General features: G+C 70.4%; 12 protein-coding genes. 8 read left to right on the top strand and 4 right to left on the bottom strand.

Annotated elements, in window-relative coordinates; translation table 11 throughout:
* Positions 1 to 3: 3 nt before the first annotated feature.
* Both glpK and ACFOY2_RS50460 read right to left on the bottom strand, forming a co-directional pair.
* Complete coding sequence (gene glpK, locus ACFOY2_RS50465) at positions 4 to 1,464, bottom strand: glycerol kinase GlpK (protein WP_379535320.1); 1,461 nt, start codon at positions 1,462 to 1,464, stop codon at positions 4 to 6.
* Positions 1,465 to 1,537: 73 nt separating this feature from the next.
* Complete coding sequence (locus tag ACFOY2_RS50460) at positions 1,538 to 2,287, bottom strand: IclR family transcriptional regulator (protein ID WP_357823388.1); 750 nt, start codon at positions 2,285 to 2,287, stop codon at positions 1,538 to 1,540.
* A gap of 443 nt (positions 2,288 to 2,730) precedes the next feature.
* Between ACFOY2_RS50460 and ACFOY2_RS50455 the strand changes: the two genes are divergently transcribed.
* Positions 2,731 to 3,351 (top strand): TetR/AcrR family transcriptional regulator, encoded by a 621-nt coding sequence (locus ACFOY2_RS50455; RefSeq protein WP_379535319.1) that lies wholly within the window; start codon positions 2,731 to 2,733, stop codon positions 3,349 to 3,351.
* A 6-nt stretch (positions 3,352 to 3,357) separates the two neighbouring features.
* Here the strand turns inward: ACFOY2_RS50455 and ACFOY2_RS50450 are convergent, their stop codons facing one another.
* On the bottom strand, positions 3,358 to 3,894 hold the full coding sequence (locus ACFOY2_RS50450) for a hypothetical protein (RefSeq protein WP_379535318.1): 537 nt from the start codon (positions 3,892 to 3,894) through the stop codon (positions 3,358 to 3,360).
* A gap of 108 nt (positions 3,895 to 4,002) precedes the next feature.
* On the opposite strand from ACFOY2_RS50450, the gene ACFOY2_RS50445 reads away from it, so the two are divergent.
* Positions 4,003 to 4,581 carry a YqgE/AlgH family protein gene (locus ACFOY2_RS50445; RefSeq protein ID WP_379535317.1) on the top strand — a complete coding sequence of 193 codons (579 nt, stop codon included), beginning with the start codon at positions 4,003 to 4,005 and terminating at the stop codon, positions 4,579 to 4,581.
* A gap of 16 nt (positions 4,582 to 4,597) precedes the next feature.
* On the opposite strand, the gene ACFOY2_RS50440 is transcribed toward ACFOY2_RS50445, so the two are convergent.
* Complete coding sequence (locus ACFOY2_RS50440; RefSeq protein WP_379535316.1) at positions 4,598 to 5,206, bottom strand: TetR family transcriptional regulator; 609 nt, start codon at positions 5,204 to 5,206, stop codon at positions 4,598 to 4,600.
* Positions 5,207 to 5,364: 158 nt separating this feature from the next.
* On the opposite strand from ACFOY2_RS50440, the gene ACFOY2_RS50435 reads away from it, so the two are divergent.
* From ACFOY2_RS50435 to ACFOY2_RS50410, 6 genes are all read left to right on the top strand, one after another.
* The gene (locus ACFOY2_RS50435) at positions 5,365 to 6,960 is read left to right on the top strand and encodes an MFS transporter (protein WP_379535315.1); all 1,596 of its coding nucleotides are present in this window, start codon (positions 5,365 to 5,367) and stop codon (positions 6,958 to 6,960) included.
* A gap of 94 nt (positions 6,961 to 7,054) precedes the next feature.
* Positions 7,055 to 7,321, top strand: coding sequence for a DUF3039 domain-containing protein (locus ACFOY2_RS50430; RefSeq protein ID WP_379535314.1), 267 nt, complete (start codon positions 7,055 to 7,057; stop codon positions 7,319 to 7,321).
* Positions 7,322 to 7,400: 79 nt separating this feature from the next.
* Positions 7,401 to 8,465, top strand: coding sequence for a zinc metalloprotease (locus ACFOY2_RS50425; RefSeq protein ID WP_379535313.1), 1,065 nt, complete (start codon positions 7,401 to 7,403; stop codon positions 8,463 to 8,465).
* A 25-nt stretch (positions 8,466 to 8,490) separates the two neighbouring features.
* A complete protein-coding gene (locus ACFOY2_RS50420) occupies positions 8,491 to 9,876 on the top strand; it encodes an MFS transporter (protein ID WP_379535312.1) in 1,386 nt (461 codons plus the stop codon).
* A gap of 84 nt (positions 9,877 to 9,960) precedes the next feature.
* Complete coding sequence (locus ACFOY2_RS50415) at positions 9,961 to 10,929, top strand: hypothetical protein (protein WP_379535311.1); 969 nt, start codon at positions 9,961 to 9,963, stop codon at positions 10,927 to 10,929.
* Between the two features lie 129 nt (positions 10,930 to 11,058).
* Positions 11,059 to 12,813, top strand: a complete 1,755-nt coding sequence (locus ACFOY2_RS50410) for a DEAD/DEAH box helicase (RefSeq protein WP_379535310.1) — start codon at positions 11,059 to 11,061, stop codon at positions 12,811 to 12,813.
* The last annotated feature ends 54 nt before the right edge of the window (positions 12,814 to 12,867 follow it).

The following is a 12,867-nucleotide window of genomic DNA, read 5'->3' as shown; positions in this document are numbered from 1 at the left end:
CTCCTATTGCTCGACCCAGTCGAGGGTGCGGGCCACGGCCTTCTTCCAGTTGCGGTACTCACGCTCGCGGGCGGCCTCGTCGATGGCGGGACGCCATTCCGCGGCCTTGTGCCAGTTGGCCTTCAGGCTGTCGAGGTCGGCCCAGTAGCCGGTCGCCAGGCCCGCCGCGTAGGCGGCGCCCAGGGCGGTCGTCTCGGCCACCATGGGCCGGATCACCGGCACCGCGAGCACGTCGGCGAGCGTCTGCATGAGCAGGTTGTCGGCGGTCATGCCGCCGTCGGCGCGCAGCGTGGTCAGGTCGAGCCCCGAGTCGGCGTTCATGGCGTCCACGACCTCGCGCGTCTGCCAGGCGGTGGCCTCCAGGACGGCCCGCGCGATGTGGCCCTTGTTGACGAACCCGGTCAGCCCCGCGATCACCCCGCGCGCGTCCGAGCGCCAGTGGGGCGCGAACAGCCCGGAGAAGGCCGGCACGAAGTAGCAGCCGCCGTTGTCGTCGACCGTCTTGGCCAGCGTCTCGATCTCGGCCGCGCTGGAGATCAGGCCCAGGTTGTCGCGCAGCCACTGCACCAGCGATCCGGTGACGGCGATCGCGCCTTCGAGCGCGTAGGTGGCGGGGCCCGTGCCGATCTGGTAGCCGACCGTGGTCAGCAGGCCGTGCTTGGAGGCGACCGGCTCCTGGCCGGTGTTCATGAGCAGGAAGCTGCCGGAGCCGTAGGTGCTCTTGGTCTCGCCGGGCGCGAAGCACGTCTGGCCGAACAGCGCGGCCTGCTGGTCGCCGAGCGCGGAGGCCACGGGGACGCCGCCTTCGGTGCGGCCGTAGACCTCGGCGGACGGCCGGATCTCCGGCAGCATCGCGCGCGGCACGCCCAGCGCGGCGAGCAGGTCGTCGTCCCAGGCCAGCGTGTGGATGTTCATCAGCATCGTGCGGCTGGCGTTGGTCACGTCGGTGATGTGGCGGCCGGTGAGGTTCCACAGCAGCCAGCTGTCCATCGTGCCGAACAGGATCTCGCCCCGCTCGGCCCGCTCGCGCAGCCCGGGGATCTCATCGAGCAGCCAGCGGATCTTCGGCCCGGCGAAGTAGGTCGTCAGCGGCAGCCCGGCCTTGTCCCTGAACAGCCCCTCGTGCTCGGCCAGGGCGCGGGTGAGCGCGTCGGTGCGGGTGTCCTGCCAGACGACCGCGTTGCAGACCGGCCGGCCCGTCTCCCGCTCCCACAACACGGTGGTCTCGCGCTGGTTGGTGATGCCGAGCGCGGCGATCTCGAACTCGCCCGTGGCCTCGGCCAGCACGCCTTGCACGGCCTGCCAGATCTCCTGCGCGTCGTGCTCGACCCATCCCGGCCTGGGGAAGATCTGGCGGTGCTCGCGCTGGGCGACGGAGATGATGTTGCCGGCCTGGTCGAACACGATGCACCGGCTGGACGTGGTGCCCTGGTCGATGGCTGCGACGTAGTGCGGTCGAGGCACTGGGATTCCCTCGCAAAGCTCTGGTTCGACAATGCCGAACGGATGGTATTCGGTGGTCCCGGGGGTGTTCAAGTCACCTGGCGAGGTCGCGGGTGATGGCGCGGGCGGCGTCGCGTACGTATGAGACGAACTCCATGTGCAGGGCGCCGTCCGAGGTCAGCCGCTCGACCGCGCCCCTGATGCCGATGGCGCCGACCACGATGCCGCGCCGGTCCTTGATCGGCGCGGCGATGGCCACCTCGCCCTCGGTCAGCTCCTCCGTCTCGGCCGCCCAGCCGCGCGTCCTGACCAGGTCGAGTTCGGCGCGCAGATCGGCGGGGTCGGTGATGGTGCGCTTGGTGTGGGGCTCAAGCGGCGATGGCGGGGCCTCGTCATAGGGGTCGTAGGCGAGCAGGACCTTGCCCAGGGCGCTGGCGTGCGCCGGCAGGTAGGTGCCGACCTGGAGGGTCTGCATGCTGTCGTCCGGCCTGAACACGTGGTGGATCACCAGCACGTGGCCCTCGTGCGGGGTGCCGATCCAGGCGCTCTCCCTGCTGCGCCCCGCCAGGGCGTCGGCCCAGTTGATGGCGCGGGTGCGCAACTCGTTGACGTCGAGGTAGCTGCTGCCGAGGTGGAGCAGCGTGGCGCCGAGGCGGTACTTGCCCGTGGCCTGGTCCTGCTCGACGAAGCCGACGTGGACCAGCGTGCGCAGGATGCCGTGCAGTGTCCCCTTCGGCAGGCCCAGCGCCCTGGCCAGCTCGGCCACCCCGAGGTGCCGGGACCCGGAGGCCAGCAGTCGCAGGATCGCGGCCGCCCGCTCGACCGACTGGATCGTCTCTCCCACACCCGGAACTCTAGCGCAGGGTGGTTCGGTATTGCCGAACGCGGTCGAGCCCCGCCGCGATCGGAGCAAGGAGCCGCGGGCACACCCCGCCGGCGGCTCAACGGCTCTGTCGGAGTCCGCCTAGAATGGCGCCGTGAGGTGAACCCGGCCGACGTCAACGCCCCGTTCAGCCCCAGAGCACGCGCCCATGGCGGCCCTTCCGCGAACATGGTCAGCAGCGACAGTCCGGTGGGCATGACGACGGCGGTGCGAGTCCCCGGGTCACCCCGATCAACACCATCCCCGGCGAGGTCGTCAGGCCTCCCGTGAGCGAGGAGCGCTCGAGTATCGCCATGCCGATCAGGAATCACCCCGTGCCGACGAGCCCGAGCAGCGACGCCGGTACCAGCCGCCGACCGGTCGTCATCCGTCGCGCATCCGCGTTAGCAAAGTGAGGAGATTTAATGGGACAACTTTCCCGTTTGGCGGGAACTGTGCGGCCGGGGGGCCGCACCGCGCGGGTACGCGCTGCCGTGCTGGAGGCCACACAGGACGAACTGGTCGAGCACGGCTTCCATGGACTGACCATGGATCAGGTGGCGGCCAGGGCCGGAGTCGGCAAGACCACGGTCTACCGTCGCTGGGGGAGTAGGGCGGGGCTGGTGGTCGACCTCATGAACGAGCTGGCCAACCAGTCGATGCCACATGCCGACACCGGGGGGATCGAGGGCGACCTGCGGGCCAACGCCCTGTCGGTGCTGGGCGCGCTCACCGACGGGCGGCTCGGAGCCACGTTCCAGGCCGTGGTCGCCGCCGCGACGTGCGACGAGCAGGCTGCCGAGGCACTGCGCGCGTTCCATCTGCGCCGCCTGGAGGAATGGGTCGGCGTCGTGGACCTGGCCGTCAAGCGGGGGGAGTTGCCCGAGGGCACCCATGCCGCGGAGATGATCCGCGCGATCTCGGCGCCGCTCTACTACCGGCTGGTGGTCACCAGGGAGCCCGTGACGCCGGCGGTCGCGGAACGGTCGGTGGTGCGCACGCTGGCCGCCGCCCGGGCAGGGGCGTTCGTCGAACCGGTGGAGTGAGGCGATTCAGGGCTTCGACCTCGGCCAGATCGAGCCGTACCACCACAGGATGCAGCCCATCACGACCAGCCCGCCGGCCGTGGCCAGCTTGCCCATCAGGTCGGTGGGCGGGCCGGTGAAAGGCAGGCGATGGGCGGCGTGGTGGCTCCTGAAGGGCAGGCGGTCGAGGTGGTGGCCCCAGGGGCAGTCGTTCTCGACGAAGGTCGAGTCGATGAGCGTGTCCGGCTGGTTCTCGGTGACCGAGTAGGCCTCGATCTCGGCGCGGCTGCCCTTCCTGACCTCGACCTGCTTGACGATCGTCTTGCGGGCCGGGATCGAGCCGCTGGCCGTGCTGGTGCCGTCGGATCGCAGGTCGAAGCTTACGGGCTGGGTGCCCTGGTTGTGCAGCGTGACGGCCGCCCGTCCGGCCCGGCAGCCCACGTCGTCCACCTTCATCGTGAAGGGGTCGCCCGTGTCGTTGGGCCAGGCTCCGGCGGAGGCGGGGAGCAGCAGGGCTGTGCCGACCGGCAGTGCGGCCAGCACGAGACGTGTTCGAATGCGCATTTACTCCCCCCGAACGATCTTTGATACGTATGGTGCCCAAGTGAACACGAAAAGTAACATCAGCTCTGCGGGGGAGCGCGCACGCTCCGAACCCCTCATGATGGATATATGGCGGAAGCGATCTACGTCGGTGGTTTGTTGGTGGCGACCCCGCTTCTCGACGACCCCAACTTCCGGCGTTGCGTCGTGCTGATCCTCGAACACGACATCGACGGCGGCACCCTGGGTGTGGTGCTCAACAGACCGAGCGACATCTCGGTGACCCAGGTGCTCCCCGTCTGGGACCCGCTGGTGACGGGCCCACCGGTGCTCTTCGAGGGCGGCCCCGTGCAGACCGACAGCGCGCTGGCGCTGGCGGCCGTCCCGAGCGGCGAGGAGCCCCTCGGCTGGCGCCGGCTGCACGCGGGCACACCGGCCGTCTCGCGCCTGGGCACCGTCGACCTGGACGCGCCACCCGAGATCCTTCAGGGGGAGATCGCGCAGATGCGCATCTTCGCCGGGTACGCCGGCTGGACGTCGGGGCAGCTGGCAAGCGAGATCGCCGAGGGCGCCTGGTACGTCGTCGACTCCGAGGCCGGCGACACCTTCAACGCCGATCCCGGCTCGCTCTGGCGCCACGTGCTGCGGCGGCAGCCCGGCGAGCTGGCGTTCGTGGCGACGTGCCCGGACGACCCGACGCAGAACTAGACGACCCGGCGCTGCGCTAGAGGTCCCAGCCCGGCCTGAGTGAGCGTTCCGCCAGCTCGATCGTCTCCTCCATGCGGCGCACGACCTCCTGCATGGTGCCGTCGTGGCGCGGGCACTCGAAGCCCACGCGCATCGTGGACATCCCGTAGGCGACGATGAGGTGCGAGAGCTGGTCCTCGCCGGGGTCGACGCCCCTGCGGGCGGCCACCAGCCCGGCCAGCCGCTGCTCGGTCTCCGCCGACCGGGCGACCGACTGGCCGACCAGGTGCGGATATTTGTCCAGGAGCCGCCGCAGTTTCAGGAACCTCTCGCTGTCCTCGGGCGTTGAGTCGTGCAGATCGCTCAGCACCGCCCGCAGCGCGTGCATGAGCGCGGTGAACGGCGGCTCCCCCTCCGGGCGGGACCTCATGGTGTCCAGCATGATCTCCTCGCCCTGGTCGTGAAACCACAGGGCCAGGTGGTCCTTGCTGGTGAAGTAGCGGAAGAAGGTGCGGGGGGAGACTTCGACCACCCCCGCTATCTGCTCGACCGTGGTCGACTCGTATCCTTGTTCGAGGAAAAGGTCCAGCGCCGCGTCGAGGAGCGCCAGGCGCGTCTTCTCCTTCTTGCGTTCACGCAGACCCACAGACGTCACTCCCTGGAAACCTTTCTGTCATAGTGTGCCATAAGTCATAGTCCGCCGAATGAAAGTCGTTTGTCAGATGTCATCGGCTGACATAGATTACCTGAGGCTTACGTGACTTATGCCCCTTCATGGGGCTGTACGGGTACTAGGGGGACTTCATGGCTCACGCGAAGGCGGTAGACCTGCCGTCATCGCCAGGCTCCGCGAAGGCCGGCGCGGGGGGCAACCCGTGGCTGGTGCTGCTGGCGGTCTGCCTGGGCGTCATCATGGTGATGCTCGACGGCACGGTCGTGGGCATCGCCAACCCGGTCATCCAGGCCGACCTGGGGGCCTCGCTGTCCGACCTGCAGTGGGTCACCAGCGGCTACCTGTTGGCGCTGGCGGTGTTCCTGATCACCGCGGGCAAGCTGGGCGACCTGTTCGGGCACAAGAGGGTCTTCCTGATCGGTGTGGCCGGCTTCGCGATCTCGTCGGTGGGCATCGGTCTCAGCGCCGAGCTGGCCGCCATCATTCCCGGCCTGTCGCCGGTCGGCGCGCTGATCGCCCTGCGTGTGCTGCAGGGCCTGTTCGGCGCGTTGCTGCAGCCCGCCGCGCTGGCGCTGCTGCGTAGCGCGTTCCCCGGCGAGAAGCTGAACCAGGCGATGGGCGCATGGGGCGCGATCATCGGCCTGTCGAGCGCCGCGGGGCCGATCGTGGGCGGCGTGCTGGTCCAGAAGGTGAGCTGGGAGTCCGTCTTCTTCATCAACGCGCCCGTCGGCATCATCGCCCTGATCATGGGCATGCTGCTGATCAAGGAGAACCGCGCGCAGACGCTGGCGCGCATCGACTGGCTGGGCGTGGTTCTGCTGTCCGGCGCGATGTTCTCGCTCGTCTGGACGATCATCAAGGCCCCCGAGTGGGGCTGGGGCGACAGCACGACGCTGACCTTCGCGGGCGCGTTCGCGGTGCTCATCGGCGCCTTCATCTTCTGGCAGAGCAAGGCCAAGCAGCCGCTCGTGCCGCTGTCGCTGTTCACCAACCCCTCGATCTCCATCGGCACCGTGCTGATGATGATGGTCGCCTTCGCGATGTTCGGCGCGATGTTCTTCCTGGGCTTCTTCTTCCAGGGTGTGCACGGCCTGACCCCGCTGGAGGCCGGTCTGCGCATGCTGCCGATGAGCGCCGGCATGATCGTCGCCTCGCCGCTGGCGGGCATGGCGATCGGCAGGTTCGGCCCGAAGATCACGATGGCGGGCGGTCTGCTGATCACCGCGGCCTCGATGTTCCTCATGTCGCGCCTCAGCATCGACGCCTCCTTCATCGAGAGCGGTCTGCCGTTCCTGCTGCTGGCCTTCGGCCTGTCGCCGGTGTTCGTGGGCGCCACCGAGATCATCGTGGGCAACGCGCCGGTCGAGCTGAGCGGTGTCGCCGCCGGTGTGCAGCAGTCGGCCATGCAGGTCGGCGGCGCGCTCGGCACCGCGATCCTGGGCGCCGTCATGGCCGCCGAGATTTCGGCCAAGCTGCCCGGCTACCTCGGCCCCGCGGCCCAGGGCATCCCGCCCGCGCAGTTGGAGGCCCTGGAGAAGCTGGCCGCGTTCGGCGGCGCGCCGCCCAACTCGCCGCAGCCGCTCATCGACGCCGTGCACAACTCGTTCATGGACGGCATGCACCTGGCCTTCCTGGTCAGCACCTGCATCGCGGTGCTCACCGCCGCGCTGACGCTGTTCGTCAAGGCCGGTCGCAAGTCCGAGGGCGCGCCCGTGCACATGGGCTGAGCCCGGCTCCGATCGGTACGGCCTCCGCCACGCGGCGGGGGCCGTTGCGCGTATGTGGGGGGACAGGCTCGCGGCCGGGCCTAAACTCGGTGGGGTGAGCAGCACGAAAATCCTCCCTGAGCAGGAAACCACGCCGCAGACGTCGCACGGCGACGGCGATCACGAACGGTTCGCCCACTACGCGGACAAGCACAAGATCACCGAGAGCATGGTGACGGGCACGCCCATCCGCGCGCTGTGCGGCAAGGTCTGGGTGCCCAGCCGCGATCCCAAGAAGTACCCGGTGTGCCCGGAGTGCAAGGAGATCTACGAGGGCCTGCCCGTGGGTGGCGGCGAGGGCGGCGACGGCAACAAGCAGTGAGTGTTGCTGAGGTGTAATTCCGCTAAATGCCGCTACGGTCGGTAGTCGTATCGCTTCTGACCGTAGTGTGGGGGATTGCATGGTCGGTCGCTCGACCGCCGTTTCTTTGGCATGCCTGCTCGCGGCCGGTTCCATGCCGCCGCTCCAGATCGACGCCGCGTGGGCGGCCGGTTGCGCCGCTCCTGGCCCGGAGGGCCACCCTCCGCACCGGCCGGGGCCCGTCGAAAGGTCCAGGGAGGCCGCCGGGCTCGTTGAGGGGGCTCGGGGGACCGCCGGGCCCGTCGAGGGAGTCCGGGAGGTCGCCGGGCCTGTCGGGGAGGGCCGGGGGATCGGCGCGCGTACGGGCGTGACCGTGCCGGGGGTGCGGCCGGTCGCCGGGCCTCTGCCGGGGCCGCGTTCGCCCGGCCCGGAGGACGTGGGCATTGTCATGGCCGAGCTCGGCAGGCGCCTCGACGGGGTCAGGCCGCCGGCCGCCTTCACCGTGCCCACGCAGGTGCACGTCGTCACCAACGGTGAGCGCAAGGTCTCCGACGAGACGATCAGGTCCCAGATCGAGGTGCTCAACACCGCGTACTCGGGCGGCTACGGCGGCGTCGACACCGGCGTGCGCTTCAAGCTCGAAGGCATCTCGGTCTTCGAGAACGCCGCCTGGTTCGCCGACCCCGTCGGCAACGAGAAGCCGATGAAGACCGTCCTGCACAAGGGCGGCTCCAGCGTGCTCAACCTCTACATCGCCCAGCTCAGCGAGCACATGCTGGGCTTCGCCACCTACCCCTACTGGTACGTCCAGTCGCCCTATCTCGACGGCGTCGTGATCGACTGGCGCAGCCTGCCGGGCGGCGCGATGAGCAACTACAACCGCGGCTTCACCGGCGTGCACGAGATCGGCCACTGGCTCGGCCTCTTCCACACCTTCGAGAACGGCTGCAAGACGCCGGGCGACGGCATCGACGACACCCCGGCCGAGGCCAAACCGACGCTGGAGTGCCCGCCGGACAAGAACACCTGCACGCGCCCCGGCAAGGACCCTGTGCACAACTTCATGGACTACGCCCACGACCGCTGCATGTCGGAGTTCACGGTCGGGCAGGCGGCGCGCATGCACGAGATGTGGGTGGCCTACCGGAACCGATCGAACATCTAGATTTCCGGCAAATTACGATGTGTCGGTGACAGTACCGAAAGCACCCGACACTCCCCTCAAACCCGCCAGGCTCTTCGGGCCCGAGTACCGCGTCGCCACGTTCGGCGTCCTGCTCGTCACCACGCTGATCGCCTTCGAGGGCATGTCGGTCGGCGTCGTCATGCCCGACGTGGCCAAGGAACTCGACGCGCTGGATCTCTACGGGCTCAGCTTCTCGGCCTTCCTCATCGCCAGCCTGTTCGCCACCGTGGTGGCCGGGCTCTGGTCGGACCGGCGCGGCTACGCGGTGCCGTTCCTGGCCGGGGTGCTGCTGTTCGTGACGGGGATGGCGCTGGCGGGCGCGGCGTCGTCGGCGGTGCTGTTTCTGGTGGCGCGGGCGGTGCAGGGGCTGGGCGCCGGCACCTCGGTCGTCGCGCTGTATGTGATGATCGCCCGGGTCTACCCCATGGAGGTGCGGCCCAAGGCGTTCGCCGCCGTCTCGGCGGCCTGGGTGGTGCCCGCGATGGTCGGCCCGGCCGTGGCCGGGTTCGTGGGGCAGCAGTGGGGCTGGCGGTACGTCTTCTTCGGGATCATCCCGCTGGTTCTGCCCGCGCTGGCGATGCTCGTGCCCGCGCTGCGCATGGGCGGCTCCGCCGAGGCCAGGCCGGGCGACGGGCCGAGGTCCCGCCCGCTGGCGATGACGCTGGCCGCCACCGCCGCGGCCGGCGGGGCCGGGCTGCTGCTGCACGGCGTGGACCGGCTGCACCTGCAGCCCGCGCTCGGAGCCGTCGAGACCGCGGCCGGGCTGGCGGCCCTGGTGTACGGCCTGCACCGGCTCCTGCCGCCCGCCGCGCTGCGGTTCGCCCGCGGGCTGCCGACGACCGTGCTGATGCGGGGCTTCTTCTCCGCCTCCTTCTTCGGGGTGAACTCCTTCATCCCGCTGGCGCTGCAGGAGGTGAAGGGCTTCACGGCGAGCGACGCGGGGATCGCGCTGACGACGGGCGCCCTGGGCTGGTCGGCCGGGTCGTACCTGCAGAGCAGGCGGACCGGCCAGGCGCACAAACGGATCAGGCTGGGCGCGGCGCTGGTCATGGTCTCGATCCTGATCTGCCTGCTGTCGGCGCTGCCCGGCATCACCGGGTGGGTCGCGGTGCCCGCGTGGATCGTGGCCGGGTTCGGGATGGGCTTCGGCATGACCACGGTCAGCATCACCGCGCTCAAGCAGTCGCCGGTCAACGAGCAGGGCGCCAACTCGGCGGCGCTGTCGGCCACGGACATGCTCGGCTCCGCGCTGTCGATCGGGATCGGCGGGGCGCTGATCAACCTCGTCGGGCACGCCCCCGACCAGATCGCCACCGGGTTCGTCGGCATCGCGTGCCTCATGGCCGCCGTCGCGTTCGCCGCCACGGTGCTCGCCGGGCGCACACGCTGATTTCCGTCACTCCAGTCACTGCCATCACCGTTCGCCTGCCCTCGGTGGCTGGGAGTGATAGGACAGCGGGACGAGGAGGTGTCCATGGAGGACGATCACCGCGTCTGGCCGCCGCAGCCGGCCCCCAGGCACCGCCGTACTCCTCCGCGGTACACATGGGGGGCCGACGGGCTCGCCGGTCCCGCACGGCCCTTGGAGCCCGTACGCGAACAAGAACCGGCCCGCCCCTCTGATCGCGTCCGCCCGTACGAGCGTGAACGTCCGCAGGAGCCCGCCCGCCCGTCTGAGCCGGCCCGTCCGCGCGAGCGCCTGCGCCCGTACGAGTCGGCGCGCCCGCAGGAACCGGACTGGGGACGCTCGGGGGAGCCCGAGCCGCTGGACCTGAGCCCCGAGGAGCCCCCGTGGAACCCTCGGATGCGCAGCACCGAGGCATGGGACCCGCTGCCCCCGTCCGCCCGGATGCACGTCTCACCGGCCGACCCCGGGGCGCGCGGGCGCGTCGTGGCGAGCCGGGCGTGGGGGCGCTGGGCGGGCGTGCTGGTGGCGGCGCTGGCCGCGGTGGGGCTGGTGGCGGCGGCCACCGTGCTGGTGCTGCGGCTCACCGCGCCGCCGGAGGAGACGGGACGGCTCAACGACTCGCTGGCGGGCGTGACGGCCACGCTGCCGCAGGGGTGGAGCGAGGGCGCGGTGGCGCCGGTGACGGGGTTCACCTCGGTGATCAGGAACGAGGACGGGGCGGTCGTGATGGCCAGGTCCGTGCCGGGGCCCGTACGGGACGTCAAGAAGGCCACGGCGGAGGCGGCGGAGCTGTACTCCAGGCTCCTGCTCAAGGGCGACCGCGTGAGCGTCGTCGAGGACCGGCCGGTGCCCCAGGGACACACCCGGGCGCTGCGGGCCGAGTACCGGGACGTGGTCAACCGCCCGGCGTTCCTGCGGGTGATGCTGCTCACCCGCGACGAGGACGCCGTCATGCTGGTCGGACTGCTCCAACCCGAGGAAGCCGGCCGCAGGCAGGCGCTCGACGCGGTCATGACGAGCATCCGGCGCCGATGAGCGCGGGCTCTTAACACGTGGAGAAGACCTTGGCCACAATCCTCGGCTCACGGCACGTCTTGTCGGTGGGCGCGATTACTCTTGGGTCACTGTGAGAACGCGACGCACACGAACCCCAGAGGTGATGCGGTGAGTACCTTCGCCGCGTCCCACCTATCGCCTTCCTATCCCGACCGCGCCGCCTGGGGCACCGCCCCCAAGCTGCGCGCCTGGCAGCAGGAGGCGTTCGACCTCTACTTCAGGCGCGAGCCGCGTGACTTCCTCACCGTGGCGACGCCGGGCGCGGGCAAGACGACCTACGCCCTGCGCATCGCCAGCGAGTTGCTCGCCAACGGGGTGATCAAGGCGATCACCATCGTGACGCCCACCGAGCACCTCAAGCGCCAGTGGGCCGACGCCGCCAGCCGGGTCGGCATCGGCATCGACCCGGAGTTCAAGAACAGCCAGGGCACGACCTCGCGCGACTACACCGGGGTCGCGGTGACCTACGCGCAGGTCGCCATGCACCCCGCCCTGCACAGGGCGCGCACCGAGGCGCGCAAGACGCTGGTGATCTTCGACGAGGTGCACCACGCGGGCGACGCCAAGTCGTGGGGCGACGGCGTGCGCGAGGCCTTCGAGCCCGCCACCCGGCGGCTCCAGCTCACCGGAACGCCGTTCAGGTCCGACGACAACCCGATCCCGTTCGTCCTCTACGAGGAGGACGCCGAGGGCTTCAAGCGCAGCCGCGCCGACTACTCCTACGGCTACGGCCCGGCCCTCGACGACGGCGTCGTGCGCCCGGTCATCTTCCTGGCCTACTCCGGCGAGATGAAGTGGCGCACGCGCGCGGGCGACGAGATCGCCGCGACGCTCGGCACGCCGCTCACCAAGGACCAGCTCTCCCAGGCGTGGCGGGCGGCGCTCGACCCCAAGGGCGACTGGATCCGCCAGGTCATGCAGGCCGCCGACCGCCGCCTCACCGAGGTGCGCAGGGGCGTCCCCGACGCGGGCGGCCTGGTCATCGCCACCGACCACGAGACCGCCCGCGCCTACGCCCGCCACCTGCGCAACATCACCGGCGAGGGCGCCACCGTGGTCCTGTCCGACGACCCGGGCGCGTCCAAGAAGATCAAGCAGTTCGCGGCCTCGGAGGACCGCTGGCTGGTGGCCGTGCGCATGGTGTCCGAGGGCGTCGACATCCCGCGTCTGTGCGTGGGCGTCTACGCGACCTCCACCTCGACCCCGCTCTTCTTCGCCCAGGCCGTCGGCCGCTTCGTGCGGGCCCGCAAGCGCGGAGAGATGGCCTCGGTCTTCGTGCCCTCGGTGCCCACGCTGCTCGGCCTGGCCAACGAGATGGAGGTCGAGCGCGACCACGTGCTCAACAAGCGGCCTCCAGAGGACGGCCTCGACGACAGCCTGCTGGAGCAGGCCAACCGCAAGAAGGACAATCCCGACGTCCTCGGCGACGAGTTGCCGTTCGAGACGATGGAGACCTCCGCCACCTTCGACCGGGTGCTGTTCGACGGCGGCGAGTTCGGTACGGGCGCGGAGGTCGGCTCGGCCGAGGAGGAAGACTTCATCGGCCTGCCCGGCCTGCTTGAACCCGACCAGGTGGCGACGCTGCTGCGCAAGCGGCAGTCCGACCAGCAGGCCGCCAAGCGCAAGCAGGCGGACGAGGAGCCGCGCGAGCCGGTTCTGGCGCCGCACGAGCAGATCGCGGAGCTCAGACGCGAGCTCAACGGCCTGGTCGGCGCCTGGAACCACCGCACGGGCCAGCCCCACGGCGTCATCCACTCCGACCTGCGCCGCTCGTGCGGCGGCCCGCCGATCGCGCAGGCCACGGCCGAGCAGATCCAGGAGCGCATCGACACCATCCGCCGCTGGGCCACCCAGCGGCGTTAGCGCCAGGCGCCGTAGCCGCCCCCGGGGCGGCTACGGCGCGTGACTGTGTGGATT

This window comes from Nonomuraea purpurea, assembly GCF_042650645.1.
Lineage (GTDB): Bacteria > Actinomycetota > Actinomycetes > Streptosporangiales > Streptosporangiaceae > Nonomuraea > Nonomuraea purpurea.
Note: the sequence above shows the minus strand (reverse complement) of the source record. Positions and strands in the feature narration are given on the sequence as shown.

Coding starts and splice junctions, on each gene's coding strand:
- ACFOY2_RS50445 (WP_379535317.1), top strand. CDS start 4,003: ATGGCGGAAGCGATCTACGTCGGTGGTTTGTTGGTGGCGACCCCGCTT.
- ACFOY2_RS50455 (WP_379535319.1), top strand. CDS start 2,731: ATGGGACAACTTTCCCGTTTGGCGGGAACTGTGCGGCCGGGGGGCCGC.
- ACFOY2_RS50450 (WP_379535318.1), bottom strand. CDS start 3,894: ATGCGCATTCGAACACGTCTCGTGCTGGCCGCACTGCCGGTCGGCACA.
- ACFOY2_RS50425 (WP_379535313.1), top strand. CDS start 7,401: ATGGTCGGTCGCTCGACCGCCGTTTCTTTGGCATGCCTGCTCGCGGCC.
- ACFOY2_RS50435 (WP_379535315.1), top strand. CDS start 5,365: ATGGCTCACGCGAAGGCGGTAGACCTGCCGTCATCGCCAGGCTCCGCG.
- ACFOY2_RS50415 (WP_379535311.1), top strand. CDS start 9,961: ATGGAGGACGATCACCGCGTCTGGCCGCCGCAGCCGGCCCCCAGGCAC.